This is a genomic window from Streptomyces sp. LS-MS-L19 (assembly GCF_058382285.1).
Genome location: NZ_JBYCLL010000001.1, coordinates 3,312,220 through 3,328,794, shown reverse-complemented (window position 1 = coordinate 3,328,794; position 16,575 = coordinate 3,312,220). Strand labels below are relative to the sequence as shown.

The window sequence follows — 16,575 nt, the reverse complement described above, 5'->3', positions numbered from 1 at the left end:
CAGACCGAACTTTTCGCGAGGCGGACCTCACTTCCCTGGTGGGAAGGCGGGTCCGCCTTTCGCGTGTTACGCCAGTAGTACCCATACGCTTTTTGGAGGCACTGACCATGACCACCTTCGTGGACCGCGTCGAACTGCATGTCGCCGCGGGTAACGGAGGTCACGGCTGTGCCTCCGTCCACCGTGAGAAGTTCAAGCCGCTCGGCGGACCCGACGGCGGGAACGGCGGCCGGGGCGGCGATGTGATCCTCACCGTCGACCAGTCCGTCACCACGCTGCTCGAGTACCACCACTCCCCGCACCGCAAGGCCACCAACGGCAAGCCCGGTGAGGGCGGCAACCGCTCCGGCAAGGACGGCCAGGACCTGGTCCTGCCCGTGCCGGACGGCACCGTCGTCCTGGACCGCCAGGGCAACGTCCTCGCCGACCTCGTCGGACACGGCACCTCCTACGTCGCCGCCCAGGGCGGCCGCGGCGGCCTCGGCAACGCGGCGCTGGCCTCCGCCCGCCGCAAGGCCCCCGGCTTCGCGCTGCTCGGCGTCCCCGGCGACCTCCAGGACATCGTCCTGGAGCTCAAGACCGTCGCCGACGTGGCGCTGGTCGGCTACCCGAGCGCCGGCAAGTCCTCGCTGATCTCGGTGCTCAGCGCGGCCAAGCCGAAGATCGCCGACTACCCCTTCACCACGCTGGTCCCGAACCTGGGCGTGGTCACCGCCGGCGAGACCGTCTACACCATCGCCGACGTGCCGGGCCTGATCCCGGGCGCCAGCCAGGGCAAGGGCCTGGGCCTGGAGTTCCTGCGGCACGTGGAGCGGTGCAGTGTCCTCGTGCACGTCCTGGACACCGCCACGCTGGAGTCCGAGCGCGACCCGGTCTCCGACCTCGACATCATCGAGGCCGAGCTCAGGGAGTACGGCGGCCTCGACAACCGTCCCCGCATCGTCGTCCTGAACAAGATCGACGTACCGGACGGCAAGGACCTCGCCGACATGGTCCGGCCGGACCTGGAGGCGCGCGGCTACCGCGTCTTCGAGGTGTCCGCGGTCGCCCACATGGGGCTGAAGGAGCTGTCCTTCGCGCTCGCCGACCTGGTCGGCCGGGCGCGGGCCGCGAGGCCCAAGGAGGAGGCGACCCGCATCGTCATCCGGCCCAAGGCCGTGGACGACGCCGGCTTCACCGTGGTCCGCGAGGAGGACGGCCTCTTCCGGGTGCGCGGCGAGAAGCCCGAGCGCTGGGTGCGCCAGACCGACTTCAACAACGACGAGGCCGTCGGCTACCTCGCCGACCGCCTCAACCGCCTCGGTGTCGAGGAGGAGTTGATGAAGGCGGGCGCCCGTTCGGGTGACGGCGTCGCCATCGGCCCCGAGGACAACGCGGTCGTCTTCGACTGGGAGCCGACCGTCATGGCCGGCGCCGAGATGCTCGGCCGGCGTGGTGAGGACCACCGCTTCGAGGCACCCCGGCCCGCCGCGCAGCGCCGCCGTGACAAGCAGGCCGAACGGGACGAGGCCAGCCAGGAGTTCGACGACTTCGAGCCGTTCTGAGCCGACCGGCGGGCGTCCCGTAGCTCCGGGTGAACGCCGGGCGCCGTCCAGATGTGGCGCAGGACAACCAACCGCCCTTCCTGTGAGTCGTACCGGGCACATCTGTACGACCGTCACGGAAGGGGTGCGGTATGCGCGTTCAAAGAAAAGGGTGGCGCACGGCGCTCGCCGTAGCCCTGGCGCTCGGCGGAGTCGTCGCCCTGCCCGCCGCCGCGGGAGCCGCCCCTCACCAGGTGCGGGACGACTTCAACGGGGACGGCTACGCCGACCTCGCGGTGGCCGCGCCCGACGGGACGGTGGGCGGCAGGGCGAAGGCCGGGTTCGTCGGCGTCCTGTACGGCTCGGCGAGCGGTCTGAAGGCGTCCACGAAGCGGGTGTTCAGCCAGAACACGGCAGGTGTGCCCGGTGGTTCCGAGGCGGGCGACCGCTTCGGCAGCGCGCTCACCACCGCCGACCTGGACCGGGACGGGTACACCGACCTGATCGTGGGAGTGGGCGGCGAGGACGGCGGCTCCGGGCGGGTGCAGGTCCTGTGGGGCGGCGCCCGCGGTCTGTCCGGCGGAGCGACCCTGGCCTCCGGCGCGGCCGGCGACCGGCTGGGCTCCGCGGGACACCTCGCGGCGGGTGACGTCGACGGGGACGGCGCGACCGATCTGCTGACCGCGGTGGACCGCTACGGCCTGGTGGCGACCGGCGGACCCTTCACCCGCTCCGGCTCGGCCCGGGGCGAGCGCCAGGTGGTGAAGGACCGGTACCCCAGCACGGTCCTCGACCTCGACGTCGGCGACCTCAACGGCGACGGGATCACCGACGTCGTGGCCGCCCAGACCGGCGAGACCTTCGACTCCCGGCGGATCGCGTACTGGTGGGGCACCAAGGACGGCCTCACGCCCTGGACCCTGGTCTGGGACATCGACGGCGCCACGCTCCAGGGCGGCGAGAACCTCGCCGTCGGGGACGTGAACCGGGACGGCTACGCCGACATCGTGGTGGGCCGGGCCGTCGACGGCTACGCGAGCGACTACGACGCCTACCGGGCCAAGGGCGGCCGGGTCACCTGGATACCCGGCACCTCGGGCGCTCCTGACGGAGTGAAGGAGCAGGCCGTCAACCAGGACAGCCCCGGGGTGCCCGGCACCGCCGAAAAGGGTGACCGCTTCGGCACCGACGTGCAGCTCGCGGACGTCGACGGCGACGGGTACCTCGACGTGGTCACCGGTGTCCCCGGCGAGGACCTGGGCACCCCCACCGACCCGGACCGCTGGCCCGACGCCGGGTCCGTGGTGGTGGTCAGCGGCCGGGCCGACGGGCTGACCGGGGCCGGCTCGCACCAGGTGGTCACGCAGAACAGCACGGGCGTGCCGGGGGCCGCCGAGAAGGGCGACGCCTTCGGCGGGGCCGTCCATGTGGGTGACGCGAACGGGGACGGACTGGCCGACCTCGTGGTCGGCGCGCCCGGCGAGAACGCGAACGCCGGCGCGGTGTGGTCCTTCCGCTCCCGCGGGGAGTACCTGGCCTCGCCGGGCGGTGTGCCGCTTCCGGCCACGGTTCTCGGGCCGAACGGAACGTTCACCTTCGGCCACACGCTCCTCGGCACAACCGCGGCGAAGGCCCGTCTGGGCTCGGGCTTCGCCAACTAGAAACCAAAAGATCGTCAGTCGGCGGTGTCCTGAAGGCCGTTGCGCCGGAGTCATGTTCATCATGTGATTTCCGAGTCGCAACGGCTCTTCTGTTGTCTACCTATTTGTCATGCACGCGAACACCCTGGTTCAACGCACGGATCACCCCGAAGCGTGAGCTTCCAGGGTGTCCAAAAGGTCAGCGACGCAAGGGAGTTCGCCCGTGCAAGGAGCAGCATCACCCAACCGACGCCGCTTTCTGACCGCCTCCGCCGCTCTGCTCGGCGCAGCCGCCTCCGCGCAGCTGTGGCTGCCGAGCACCGCCCGAGCAGCGGACACTCCGCTGCCGGACGGGGTGTTCAGCCTCGGCGTGGCCTCCGGCGACCCGCTGCCGGACGGCATCGTGCTGTGGACGCGGCTCGCCCCGGACCCGCTCCACGGCGGAGGCATGCCCGACAGAGTGGTCTCCGTCGACTGGCAGCTCGCCGAGGACGAGAACTTCACCAAGGCCCTCGTCCAGGGCACCGCCCAGGCCCTGCCCGAATACGGGCACAGTGTTCACGTGGACGTACGGGGCCTGCGCGCGGGCCGCACCTACTGGTACCGCTTCCGCGCCGACGGCCAGCTCTCCCGCACCGGCCGCACCCGCACCGCCCCCGCCAAGCACTCCACCCAGGGTTCCCTGCGGGTGGCGCTCGCCTCCTGCCAGAACTGGCAGAACGGCTACTTCACGCCGTACGCCGACATGCTGGACCAGGACCCCGACGTCGTGCTGTTCGTCGGCGACTACATCTACGAGTCGGCGCCGTCCTCGGCGGGCCCGCGTCGGCACGAGGGCGCGGGGGAGCCGTACACCCTCGTGCAGTACCGCAACCGGTACGCCCAGTACCGCACCGACCCGGACCTCGCCGAGGTGCACGCGAACGCGCCCTGGGTGGTCACCTTCGACGACCACGAGGTAGACAACGACTGGGCGGGCGAGATCCCGCAGGACCCCGACAAGCAGCCGCACGACGCGTTCGTGGCCCGGATGACGGCGGCCTTCCAGGCGTACTACGAGCACATGCCGGTGCGCGCCACGGCCGTCCCGAACGGGCCGCACATCCAGATGTACCGGAACCTGGACTTCGGCCGCCTGATCCGGCTGAACGTGCTCGACACCCGGCAGTACCGCAGCGACCAGGTCACCAGCCAGGCCGCCGCCCAGGACCCGGCGCTCACCATGCTGGGCGCCGGGCAGAAGCAGTGGCTCCTGGACTCGCTCCAGGACTCACCGGCCCGCTGGAACCTGATCGCCTCGCAGATCATGATGGCCGAGACCGACATCCTGCCCGGCGAGGGCAAGCTCTGGTACTACGACGCCTGGGACGGCTACCAGGTGGAACGCAACGCCCTCCTGGAGGAGTTCCGGAGCGTGAGCAACCCGGTCGTGCTCTCCGGCGACCGTCATCTGACGATGATCAGCGACCTCAAGGCGGACTACGCCGACCCGTCGTCCCAGGTCGTCGGCGCCGAGTTCGTCGGCACGTCGATCTCCAGCAACGGCGACCAGGACCAGGCCGCCTTCCACGCCCAGTGGGACCCGCTGAAGGCCGACAACCCGCACTGGAAGTTCATCGACGCCCACCGCGGCTACCACCTGTTCGACATCGACCGGTACGGCATCGACGCGCAGGTCCGGGTCGTGGACACGGTCGTCAGACCGCAGGCGACAGCGAGCACGATCGCCCAGCTGCGGGTGGACGACGGTGAGCCCGGAGTCCGGCTGGTCTGAGGACTCCTTTCGAGGGGAGCGTGGGCCTCGTCGCGGTCCCACGCCCCCTCTTTCGTTCTCTTGCCCTCGCCGAGACCGAAAAGCTGCGGAATCTTCACAAGGAATTCCCTGGTAATGGGACACGGGGATGCGGGCCGTAAGTGATCCCGGTCTCCTCTGCGCCGTACCGAGGGCGCCTGCCCTGGACGACATCCCCGTCACCGGCAGTGCAAGATGAATGACAGGTAGCGCGTACATATGCGGTGAACGGCGGTCACCTTGCACTGCGGTAACCGCAAGTGGGACCATTTCACCGTTCCCTGTCGCCCCGAGGTAGGTCTTCTGTGTCCCAGCACATCGCCAAGCCCCGTACCACCGCAGTGATCCTGGCCGGTGGTACCGGTCAGCGCGTGGGTCTCTCGATCCCCAAGCAGCTGCTGAAGATCGCCGGCAAGGCAGTCATCGAGCACACTCTGACCACCTTCGAGAAGGCCGACTCCATCGACGACATCATCGTCCTGATGGCGCCGGGCTATGTGCCCGACATAGAGAAGATCGTCGCCAAGGCCGGGTTCACCAAGGTCAAGAAGATCATCGAGGGTGGCGCCACCCGGAACGAGACCACCGAGCGTGCCATCGAGGCCCTCGGCGAGGGCCTGGCCGAGGGCGAGGACCTCAACGTCCTGTTCCACGACGCCGTGCGCCCGCTGCTGTCCCGTCGCGTGATCGACGACTGCGTGACCGCCCTGGAGCGCTACCAGGCCGTCGACGTGGCGATCCCCTCCGCGGACACCATCATCGTCACGCGCACCCACGGTCAGGACGGCGAGTTCATCACCGAGATCCCGGACCGCTCCCGGCTGCGCCGCGGCCAGACCCCGCAGGCCTTCAAGCTGTCCACCATCAAGCGGGCCTACGAGGTCGCCGCCGGTGACCCCAACTTCCAGGCCACGGACGACTGTTCGGTCGTGCTCAAGTACCTGCCCGACGTGCCGATCCACGTCGTCGCGGGTGACGAGTACAACATGAAGGTCACCCAGCCCGTCGACGTCTTCATCGCCGACAAGCTCTTCCAGCTCGCCTCCACCGCGGCCCCCGAGCAGAACGGCGACGAGGCCTACCGCGAGCTGCTCACCGGCAAGACCTTCGTCGTCTTCGGCGGCTCCTACGGCATCGGCAAGGACATCGCCGAGCTCGCCGAGTCCTACGGCGCCAAGGTGTACGCGCTGGGCCGCTCCACCACCGGCACCCACGTGGAGAACCCGGAGGAGGTCGACGACGCGCTGTCCAAGGCGTACGGCGAGACCGGGCGCATCGACTACGTCGTCAACACCGCCGGAGTGCTGCGCATCGGCAAGCTCGCGGAGACCGACAACGCCACCATCGAGGAGGCGCTGAAGGTCAACTACCTGGCCCCGGTGCAGATCGCGCGGTCGAGCTACAAGTACCTCGCGGAGACCAAGGGCCAGCTGCTGCTGTACACCTCCAGCAGCTACACCCGCGGCCGCGCCGAGTACAGCCTGTACTCCTCGACCAAGGCCGCCATGGTCAACCTCACGCAGGCCCTGTCCGACGAATGGGCGGGTGACGGCATCCGGGTGAACTGCATCAACCCCGAGCGCACCGCCACGCCCATGCGCACCAAGGCCTTCGGCCAGGAGCCCGCGGGCAGCCTGCTCTCCTCCGAGGCGGTCGCCCGCACCTCGCTCGACGTGCTGCTCTCCGAGCTGACCGGCCATGTCATCGACGTCCGCCAGCAGGACCCGACGGCCTCCGCGGGCCAGGCGTCCGGCTTCGAGGCCGCGCTCGCCAGTGTCCTGGACCGCCAGGACGGCGTGGCATAATCAAGGCAAATAGACTCACGTAATTCAGGCCTCTGTGGCTGCCCGTTCATGGTGCATTCGCAGGGGCCTGAATCCGTAAACAACCGGCATCCCTCCCAGAGCAGGTTTTCAGTGATAAGCACCGCTATTCGCGTCGCCCGGGTGGGCAGCGCGGCCGAGCTGGCCGCGGCGGTCCTCATGCTGGCGGGATTCCCCGCCATAATGGTGGCCGCGCTCATCCCGAGCGTCCCCGCCTTCGCGGCCGCGACGGCCGTCACGTACCTTGCGGACCACTATCTGCACCGCCAGGGCAGTTATCTGATCAACCGCCTCAGCAAGGTGCGCGCCGGCCTCTCGATCCGCTTCCTGATCAGACAGCTCCTCCTGATCCTGCTGCTGGCCCGGCTCGACCTCTCGAACAACCTGATCTTCTACGGGGCCACCGCCTGCTTCATCGCGTTCTACGGCCTCCAGGCCCCGCACGGCGCGCTGGTCACCCTGATCCGCAACCGCCGCCGGCTCCCCGTCGCCACCCGCAACGTCGACCTGGCCTCCCGCATCCGCATCCCGGACGCCCCGCGGTTCGGCCTGCTGAACCGGTCGGCCGAGAAGATGCTGCACCTCGACCTCGCGGCCGTGGTCGGCATACTCGTCGCCGCCCAGCTGGACTCCGCGACGCCCGGCTTCATCGGCATCGGCGTGACCATAGGGCTCGGCTCCCTGTACGTCGTCGCACTGATGCCGTACGTGCGCGGCAAGAAGGTCCCGCCGAACGCCGACAAGGTGCTCGCCAAGGTCGACGAATGGCTGCGCGACTACCAGCCGGAGACCGCGCTGTACTTCTCCGGCTCCAAGGACTCCGCCTACCAGGTCAACATGTGGCTGGAGACCATGGAGCAGCTGGACTCCCGGCCGCTGATCATCCTGCGTGAGCGGGTCATCCTGCAGAACCTCGCGCCCACCACGGTCCCCGTCATCTGCGTGCCCGGAGGGGTGCACCTGATGAACATGGACCTGTCCTCGGTGCGGGTCGCGCTGTACGCGGCCAACGTCGGCAAGAACATCCACCTGCTGCGCGTGCCCACCATGAAGCACGTCTTCATCGGCCACGGCGACAGCGACAAGCTGGCGAGCGTCAACCCGTTCAGCAAGGCCTACGACGAGGTGTGGACCGCCGGCCGGGCCGGCCGCGACCGCTACGCCATCGCCGACGTCGGCGTCCGCGACGAGGACATCGTCGAGGTGGGCCGCCCGCAGCTCGCGCCGATCCAGGACTGGCAGGGCGTGCCGGAGGGCCGTATGCCCACCGTGCTGTACGCGCCCACCTGGGAGGGCTGGGACGGCGACCCGGGCAACACCTCGCTGATGCTGGCCGGCGAGAACATCGTGAAGAAGCTGCTCAAGGCCGACCCGCCGGTCCGGGTCCTCTACAAGCCGCACCCCTTCACCGGCACCGTCCTCGCCAAGGCGGGGGCCGCGCACCAGAAGGTCACCGAGCTGATCGAGAAGGCGTCGGCCGAGCGCGCCGCCGACCCCCGTTTCCAGGCCGACGCGGCCGCGGTGGCCGCGGCCAAGGCCGAGCTCGCCCGGATCGAGGCCCGGCTCACGGTCCTCGTCGGCAGCGGCGGCGGAGAGAAGGGCGACGAGGCCGAGGCCACCCGTGACGGTGTGGTCGACGTGGCCAGGTACGAGGAGATCGCCCGCCTGCGCGGCGAGTGGAACGACGCGTACTGGCGCTCCTTCCCGGTGTGGGAGCACAAGGTCATCACCGGCGCCGAGCCCCGGCTGTACGACTGCTTCAACGTCTCCGACGCGATGGTCTCCGACATCTCCAGCGTGGTCTCCGACTTCATCGCGAGCGGCAAGCCGTACGCGGTCACGGACTCCGCCGGGCTGGGCGTCGAGGAGTTCAAGCGGCAGAACACCGCGGTGCGGGCCGCCACCATCCTGTCCAACAAGGCGACCGAGCTGGGCGAGCTGCTGGACGCGGTCCGCGACCCCGCGGGCGACCCGCTGGCCGAGGACCGGGTGGAGCTCAGGCAGTACCTGCTCGGGCCCGACGAGCCCACGTCCATCGAGCAGTTCAACACCGCGGTGGCGAACCTCGCGATCAAGGCCGAGGCGCGCAATGTCGGCCAGGAGTCACGGGCGGCGGCCTCGGCCGCGGAGGCCACGACCAAGGCCTGACCTGCTCTTCGCAAAGAAAGGGCCCGGTTTTCGGGGGTGATCCCCGAAAACCGGGCCCTTCTGCGTATCCCCTGGTGCCGGACGAAACCCACCGCTACTGGGGGAGAAATGACCTTTGCCCAGCCCGACGTGACCGTGGTCATCGGGGCGTACGAAGCGATGCCCTACCTCGTCGACTGCCTGGCGTCCGTCGAGGCGCAGACCCTCGACCACGCCCGCATCGAGGTCATCGCGGTGGACGACGGCTCGACCGACGGCACCGGGGAGTACCTGGAGGAGTTCGCCGCGCGCAGCTCCCTGGACGTCATGGTGGTCCGGCAGGACAACTCCGGCGGTCCCGGCGGCCCGCGCAACGTCGGTCTGGGCAAGGCCGGCGGTCGCTATGTCTTCTTCCTGGACGCCGACGACCGGCTCGGCCCCGAGGCGCTTCAGCGGATGGTCGCGATGGCCGACCGGGCCGGCACGGACGTCGTCCTCGGCCGGGTCGAGGGCGTCAACCGCAAGCCGCCGACCTCGATGTGGGGGCAGACCCTGGAGCGCACCGACGTCTTCTCCTCCAACATCAAGTTCACGCTGAGCGCCCAGAAGCTGTTCCGCCGCGCCTTCCTCGAACAGCACAGCATGCGCTTCGACGAGTCCCTGTGGACCGGCGAGGACGCCCTGTTCACCATGGAGGCCTATCTGCGGGCCGACGGCGTCTCCGTGATCGCCGACCACACCTGCTACTACCTGGTGGGCCGCGAGGACGGCAAACACGTCACGAAGACCGGCAGCCACACCCTGCGCTTCGACTCCGCGCGCGCCCTGATGACCCTGATCGCCGACCTGGTCCCGGCCGGCGCGAGCCGTGACGCGCTGATGGTCCGCCCCTTCCTCGTCACCCTGCTCCCGCAGTTCGGCCCGAAGTTCCTGAAGGACAGCGAGGCGGTACGCCGGGAGAAGCTGGAGCTGGCGAAGCCGCTGATGGACGCCTACTGGACGGGCGAGGTGGCCCACCGCCTCCGCGTCCACGAACGCCTGCGGCTCCAGCTGGTCGCGTCGGGCCGCCCCGATCTCCTCCTGGAAGTCCTGGAGTTCATGCGGACGAAGAAGACTCCGGAGGCGGTGCTGGAGAAGCGCGGCCGACGGGTGTACTTCGCGTACCCGCGCTTCCGGGACCGCGCGACGGGCCTCCCGGACTCCCTCTACCTGGCCGAGCCGAGGGAGGCCCGCGAGGTCACGGGCTACCGGGAGGTCGGGGTCGACCAGTTGCTGCGCCGGGCGGTCCGCAAGGCACGCAGGGTCCTCATCCCAGCAGCGTGAGCTTCCCGGAGGCCGACACGGTCTCCTCCTCCCGCCGCTGCCCCGGCAGCCTCCGCCTGCGAGCCGCCGCCGAGAGGGCCTGTACGGCCATGTCGAACCGTTCCTGCGAGGACGGCTCGTCGGGACCGAGCAGCCGCCGCTTCAACGCGGCCCGCGCCGAGCGGAGTTCGTCCCGCTCCGGGTGCCGTACGGCATCCAGCAGCCCCGGCACTCCCGCCGCGTCCGGCGTCAGCACCGTCGCCGCCCCCGCCGTGGGGAACGCGGCACGGAACTCGGCCTCGCCCAGCCCGCTGGTGTTCGCGACCGCGTACGGCTTCCCGCTCGCCAGGAAGTCGCTGACCACGCTCGACACATCGCTGATCAGCAGGTCGGCCCGGTTGAAGCAGGCGTACAGCGTCGGCCGGGCGTCGGTGACGACCTGGTGCTCCCACTCGGGCAGCGAGGCCCAGTAGGCCCGCTCCCAGGCCGCGGTGGCCCGGGTCACCGCCCCCGCGCGGCCCCGCTCCGGCGTGGACTGGAGCAGCATCCGCTCGACCGAGTCCGCGGCGGGCCGGAAGTCCGAGGTGGTGAGCCGGTCCAGCTCCCGTGTCCGGCGGGCGAGTTCACCGTCGTCGACGGGGCGCTGCCCCGCCCGCTCCCGGTTCGCGGCCCGGACCAGCTCACGGATCCGCCGGTCCGCGGCGCCCGCCCGCGCGTCCACCGACCCGGTCAGCGGATGCGGCTTGTACAGCAGTCGGACCCCGGGATCCGCCAGCAGCGCCCGCACCAGGTGCTCCCCGGCCTCGACGACCGAGGTGTTGCCGGGGTTGCCGTCCCAGCCCTCCCAGGTCGGCGCGTACAGGACCGTGACCCGGCCGGTGGGCGGTCCCGCGTACGGCCGTACGGCGTCCAGCTGGGGGCGGCCGATCTCCACCACGTCCTTGTCCTCGACGCCGACCTGGGCCGCCGCGTACCGCTCCCGGGCCGCGGGGCCGGCCACCCACACCTCGTCGTAGGCCTTCGCGTACGGGTTGCAGGAGGACAGCTTGTCGCTCTCGCCGTGGTTGACGAAGGTGTGCTTGATCGTCGGGATGCGCAGCACCTGGGAGGTCTTGCCGGAGTTCGAGGGGTGGATCAGGACCTGGAGCGTGGACTGCTCCAGGCGCAGCAGCGTGGAGACCTTCGGCAGGCAGACGATCGGCACGTCGGTCGCGGCGATCTTCTGCATCATGAACCGCTCGCGCAGGATGATCACCGGCTTCCCGTCGAGCTTCGCGAGCGGCTCCAGCCACATGTCGGCCTGGTAGGCGGAGGAGACCCCGCCGGAGAAGTACAGGCCCACGGTCGGCCGGTACTCGGCCAGCCAGGCGTCGAACCAGTCCAGCACCTCCTGCTCGCCCGCCGGCCGACGGCTCGGCAGCAGTCGTACGAGAAGGTCGTACAGGCCCATGAGGGCGAGCCCCAGGGACATCGCGATGCCGAAGGCCGCGCAGCGGGGTTCACCGGTGGCCGCGGTGACCAGCAGGCCCGCGGTGGCGGGCAGGCCGTGCACCAGGAGGCGGGGGCCTGGGCGGCGCAGCAGGGCGGGCGGGGCCGGGGTGAGGCGGAGCGCGGAGGCGTCGATGTTGCGGGTGAGCACCGGGAGGGTGCGGGTGCGGCGGACCAGGACGGAGGCCGCCTGGACCGCGCAGTGCAGTGCGTAGAAGGCGAGCAGACCGGCCACCAGCACGGTGTACGCCGTCTCCTCGGCCTCTGGGGTCAGCCGCAGCAGGCCGACGACCAGCAGCAGGTCCCGCAGGACGTGCCGCACGGTGAGGTCCGCGTGCGACTTGGCGAACAGCGAGACCATGCCGCGCTGCCAGCGGTGCAGGACGCCCTCGACGGCCAGGGACGCGGCGGTCGCGGCGAGCAGCAGCGGGACGTGCGGACGCAGGGCGGCGACGACCTGGGCGACGACGGCGGCTGCCAGGACGGCGGCGACCAGGACTCTCGTCATGGTCTGCCGGCCCGGCAGCCGCACCGCGGAGCGCAGGCGGGACAGGGGTTTTCGCACGGGGGTCACTCCAGGGTCGTCGCGAGACGGACGCCTTGGTTAACGCGAGCCGACCTCCGGACGACACGCGCGTGTACCTGTGCGGGCGGGGCGGGGAAGTGCTAAAGGATCGGCTGCGCGGTCGGTTCCGCGATCGGCGTGACGAGGTCCTCCGCCCGTTCCGCCACGGCCTTGTCGGCCAGGTCGTTCACGGCCGCGTTGAAGCGCTCCATGGAGGTCGGACGGTCCGGGCCGAGCACGTACTCCTTGAGGACGCGGCGCTCGGGGGCCATCGGGTCGTGCACGGGCTCGCGCACCGAGCGCAGGATCTCCGGCAGCCGGGTGCAGGCCCGGTCGAGCAGATACGCGCCGCCCGCGGTGGTGTAGGCGGCCCGGAACTCCGCGTCGGGCAGGTCCTGGGCGTTGGTCAGGACGTACGGCTTGAGGCTGGCCACGAAGTCCGCGACCACCGAGGAGACGTCGCTGATGAGGAGGTCGGCCTGGTTGAAGCACTCGTAGAGGGTGGGGAGCTGTTCGAGGATCACGTGGTGCCGGGCGCCGGAACGGCTCGCCCAGAAGAGCCGGTGCCATTCGGCGTGCAGCTCCTGCCACTGCGCCGCCCCGTCCGGGCCGGGTGTGCGCGCGTCCCTCAACTGCTGGGCGTCGTCGCCCTCGTGACGCCCGGACAGCTCGTCGAGGCGGGCCCGGATCTCCTGGAGCCGCGGTCTCGCGTCGTCCGCTGTGTGCCGGTCCTCGTCGGCGCGCAGCAGCTCCCGGATGGTCCGGTCCGCGGCGGCCGCCTCGGCCGAGCGCTTGCCGGTGAGGGGGTGCGGCTTGTAGATGATCCGGACGTTCTCCGCGAGGAGCCTCTCGATCAGGGGTACGCCCATGGGGATCAGGGAGGTGTGGCAGTCGTCGTCGCTCCAGCCCTCCCAGGTGGGCGCGTACAGGACGACGGGCACCGGACCCGGCACGTGGTCGGCGTGCAGCCGGACCGGGGCCAGCTGCGGGCGGCCCACCTCGACGATGGCCCCGTCGCTGATGGCGTGCCGCACCCGCCGGTAGCGGTCCCGTCCGGCCCGGCCGGCCACCCAGATCTCGTCGTACACCTTGCTGACGCGGTTGCTGCTGGCGAGCTTGTCGCTGTCGCCGTGGCCGATGAAGACGTGCTTGGCCTCGGCGATCCGCAGCATGTGGACGTTCTTGCCGGCGTTGCCGGGGTAGAGCACGACCCGCACCCCGGACAGCTCCAGCTCGGCCAGGTCGTCCGCCTTGGGCACGCAGACCACCGGGATCCGGGTGCGGCCGAGGAAGCGGAAGGAGGCCCGCTCGCGCAGCACGATCACCGGGCGCCGGTCGAGCTGCTCCAGCGTCTCGATCCACATGTTGACCTGGTACATGAAGTCCCGGGACACCGCGGCGAAGCTGAAGTACAGGGCCACCTCGGGCCGGTATACGGCGAGTTGGCGGTTGACCTCGCCGATCACCGCGTCCCGGCCGGGCATGGCGCGGACCGAGCGGAACTGACCCAGCAGCGCCGCGAGGGCGGCCAGGGCGGCGCCGATCGTCAGCGCGTAGCCGGCGTAGGCGAAATACCAGGTGCCGCTCGCCAGCGCGATGATCAATCCGATGTGGGCGGGCAGGTCGAGGTGCAGCAGCTTGCGCAGGAAACGCCGGTAGAGACAGGCGGGCGGGGGTTCGGGGACGTCGATCCCGCTCATGTCGAGATTGCGCACGATCACCGGGAGGACGCGGCGCCTGCGGATTGCGTGATGCAGTGCCGAATACATCATCACGAGCAGGAAATGGGCGCTGAGGACGGCGAGTCCGGTGACCAGCACCGCGTCCGGCGCGTCCGTCCGGTCCGCCAGGGCGAGCAGCATCACCGTCCGCACGGCGAACCGCATGGTGCGGCTGAGCTGCAGTGTTGCCAGTCGGCGGACGAATCCCGGGGCCTTCGCGTGCAGTGCCTCGTCGGTCGCATAGGTCACCGCCCAGGCCACCGTGAAGCCCCACAGCGACGGCAGCAGCGCGAGGACGGGGAGTGCCGCGAAACCGGCGGCGAAAAGGATCACCAGGAGAAGTTCGGTCTTCCCGCGAACGCGCAGGACGGCGCACAACCGACGGATCGTCATGGGCAGGGCTTTCTCGAGCTACGGCAATGACCTTGATGTCGGCCAGTTCGACACGAGGAGGGGGTGAATGGTTGTGCACCCGGAAGTCGGAAAGAATTCACTTCCGATTAACAGGAAGGTGTAATTCCACTTTTTCGGGCGTGGGAACCGGAATGGCCCCGCGAGGCGTCCGGTACCGGGTTCGGGGACTGGGTCGTATCGGGTCCGGGGTCTGGACGGACGCGCGTCACCGCGTCCCCTTCGCGTACATTGCGGGCGAGGTACCCGAAGTGGCGCGAGGGGACAGGACACAAGGTGGCAGGGGCAAGGCAGGCCGTGGGCGAGGCCCGCAGGATCGTCGTCAAGGTGGGTTCCTCGTCGCTGACCACCGCCTCCGGCGGCCTCGACGCCGACCGGGTCGACGCACTCGTCGACGTCCTCGCCAAGAGCCGCAGCGGGGGAGAGCGGGAGATCGTCCTGGTCTCCTCCGGCGCCATCGCCGCCGGACTCGCCCCGCTGGGCCTGCGTCGCCGCCCGAGGGACCTGGCCCGCCAGCAGGCCGCCGCCAGCGTCGGCCAGGGCCTGCTCGTCGCCCGCTACACCGCCTCCTTCGCCCGCTACGGCGTCCGGGTCGGCCAGGTGCTGCTGACCAGCGACGACATGAGCCGCCGCGCCCACCACCGCAACGCCTCCCGCACCCTCGACAAGCTCCTCGCGATGGGCGCGTTCCCGATCGTCAACGAGAACGACACCGTCGCCACCGACGAGATCCGCTTCGGCGACAACGACCGGCTCGCCGCGCTGGTGGCCCACCTGGTCCACGCCGACCTGCTGGTCCTGCTCTCCGACGTCGACGGCGTCTACGACGGCGACCCGAGCAAGCCGGGTACCTCGCGGATAGCGGAGGTCCGGGGCCCCGAGGACCTGGCGCACGTCGAGATCGGCAGCGCGGGCAAGGCGGGCGTCGGCACCGGCGGCATGGTCACCAAGGTCGAGGCCGCCCGGATCGCGGCCGCCGCCGGCATCCCCGTCGTCCTCACCAGCGCGATCCACGCGGGCGACGCGCTGTCCGGCGGCGACACCGGCACCTACTTCCACCCCGCGGACAAGCGCTCGGCCGACCGGCTGCTGTGGCTCCAGCACGCGTCCACCCCGCAGGGCTCGCTGACCCTGGACGACGGGGCGGTCAAGGCGGTCGTCGAGCGCCGCAAGTCGCTGCTGCCGGCCGGGATCGCCTCCGTCGAGGGCGAGTTCGTCGCGGGCGACCCCGTCGAACTGCGGGACGGCACCGGGCACGCGGTGGCCCGGGGGCTCGTCAACTTCGACGCCAAGGAGATGCCGCGGCTCATCGGCCGCTCGACCCGGGAACTGGCGCGGGAACTGGGGCCGGCGTACGAGCGGGAGGTCGTCCACCGGGACGATCTGGTGATCCTGCATCCCTGAGGGGCGTCGGGTGCGTGCGGTGCCGTGCGGTGCCTTGCGGTGCTTTCCGGTGCCCGTGGGTGCCGGTGGGTGCCGGTGGGTGCCGGTGGGTGCCGTGTGTGCCCGAAAACGGGGTGAACGCCCTGCCAAGGGCGTCGCCCTGAGGTGGACGTTCCGCAAAATCGCCCCGCGAGCCCTTGCGGCCTGCTCAACTTTGTCCCAGGGACACATTCCGCCCGGCCCGTGGGGCCGGACTCTGTGCGTGAAGGAGGCCGTCGTGAGACGAGTGCGCCCTGGGGCGGCGGCGTCCCGCGACGGCGCGGCGGCTTCCCGCGGCGGGTCCGGGAACGCCGTGGCGAGGCCGGCCGGTGAGGAGCGGACCCTGACGAGCGTCGCCGCGGGGGACCGGTTCGAGGGGGAGAGGCCCGAGGACCTGCCCCGCCTGTGGCATGTCACCCTCAGCGTCTCCGGCGAGGAGGCCCCGCTGAAGGAGGTCCGGCGCGCCCTCCAGCAGCTCGCCCACGACCACCCCTTCCTGCTGACCAGCCGCTACGCCAACGACCACGCCGAGATCCGGTACTGGGAGGAGGCCCGCGACCTGCACGACGCGGCCGCCGTCGCCCTGCGCCTGTGGGGCGAGCACCGCCAGACCGCGGGCCTGCCGCCCTGGGAGATCGTCGGCCTGGAGGTCATCGACCGGCAGACCTACCACCAGCGCATCGCCGAGGGGTACGGGCCGCCGCCGGCCTCACCGGTGGGGGTGCACCCGTACTGACCCGCCCCCTGGGGAGTGTCCCTTT

The 16,575-nt window shown here is 70.8% G+C and carries 10 protein-coding genes; 8 read left to right on the top strand and 2 right to left on the bottom strand.

Annotated features, from left to right (window positions below):
- The first annotated feature begins 107 nt into the window (after window positions 1–107).
- The 6 genes from obgE (at window position 108) to AC2XR2_RS14645 (ending at window position 10,228) form a co-directional block, all read left to right on the top strand.
- Complete coding sequence (obgE, locus tag AC2XR2_RS14670) at window positions 108–1,544, top strand: GTPase ObgE (RefSeq protein WP_330266962.1); 1,437 nt, start codon at window positions 108–110, stop codon at window positions 1,542–1,544.
- 131 nt (window positions 1,545–1,675) lie between these two features.
- On the top strand, window positions 1,676–3,184 hold the full coding sequence (locus AC2XR2_RS14665) for an FG-GAP and VCBS repeat-containing protein (protein ID WP_491515253.1): 1,509 nt from the start codon (window positions 1,676–1,678) through the stop codon (window positions 3,182–3,184).
- Window positions 3,185–3,386: 202 nt separating this feature from the next.
- Window positions 3,387–4,937: an alkaline phosphatase D family protein gene (locus AC2XR2_RS14660; RefSeq protein ID WP_381299921.1), complete on the top strand. Its 1,551-nt coding sequence runs from the start codon at window positions 3,387–3,389 to the stop codon at window positions 4,935–4,937.
- Window positions 4,938–5,260: 323 nt separating this feature from the next.
- Window positions 5,261–6,760, top strand: coding sequence for a D-ribitol-5-phosphate cytidylyltransferase (locus AC2XR2_RS14655; RefSeq protein WP_123760695.1), 1,500 nt, complete (start codon window positions 5,261–5,263; stop codon window positions 6,758–6,760).
- Between the two features lie 111 nt (window positions 6,761–6,871).
- The gene (locus AC2XR2_RS14650) at window positions 6,872–8,926 is read left to right on the top strand and encodes a hypothetical protein (protein ID WP_491515252.1); all 2,055 of its coding nucleotides are present in this window, start codon (window positions 6,872–6,874) and stop codon (window positions 8,924–8,926) included.
- A gap of 108 nt (window positions 8,927–9,034) precedes the next feature.
- Complete coding sequence (locus tag AC2XR2_RS14645) at window positions 9,035–10,228, top strand: glycosyltransferase family 2 protein (protein WP_491515251.1); 1,194 nt, start codon at window positions 9,035–9,037, stop codon at window positions 10,226–10,228.
- Here the strand turns inward: AC2XR2_RS14645 and AC2XR2_RS14640 are convergent.
- Window positions 10,212–12,203: a hypothetical protein gene (locus tag AC2XR2_RS14640; RefSeq protein ID WP_491518453.1), complete on the bottom strand. Its 1,992-nt coding sequence runs from the start codon at window positions 12,201–12,203 to the stop codon at window positions 10,212–10,214. The genes AC2XR2_RS14645 and AC2XR2_RS14640 overlap by 17 nt on opposite strands.
- Before the next feature lie 158 nt (window positions 12,204–12,361).
- Entirely contained in the window at window positions 12,362–14,374 is a 2,013-nt protein-coding gene (locus tag AC2XR2_RS14635; RefSeq protein ID WP_491515250.1) for a hypothetical protein, read from the bottom strand.
- Window positions 14,375–14,689: 315 nt separating this feature from the next.
- Here AC2XR2_RS14635 and proB point away from each other — a divergent pair, with 315 nt between their 5' ends.
- Both proB and AC2XR2_RS14625 read left to right on the top strand, forming a co-directional pair.
- Window positions 14,690–15,796, top strand: coding sequence for a glutamate 5-kinase (gene proB, locus AC2XR2_RS14630; RefSeq protein WP_381299991.1), 1,107 nt, complete (start codon window positions 14,690–14,692; stop codon window positions 15,794–15,796).
- 256 nt (window positions 15,797–16,052) lie between these two features.
- Complete coding sequence (locus AC2XR2_RS14625; RefSeq protein ID WP_330266968.1) at window positions 16,053–16,550, top strand: DUF8830 family protein; 498 nt, start codon at window positions 16,053–16,055, stop codon at window positions 16,548–16,550.
- Window positions 16,551–16,575 lie beyond the last annotated feature (25 nt).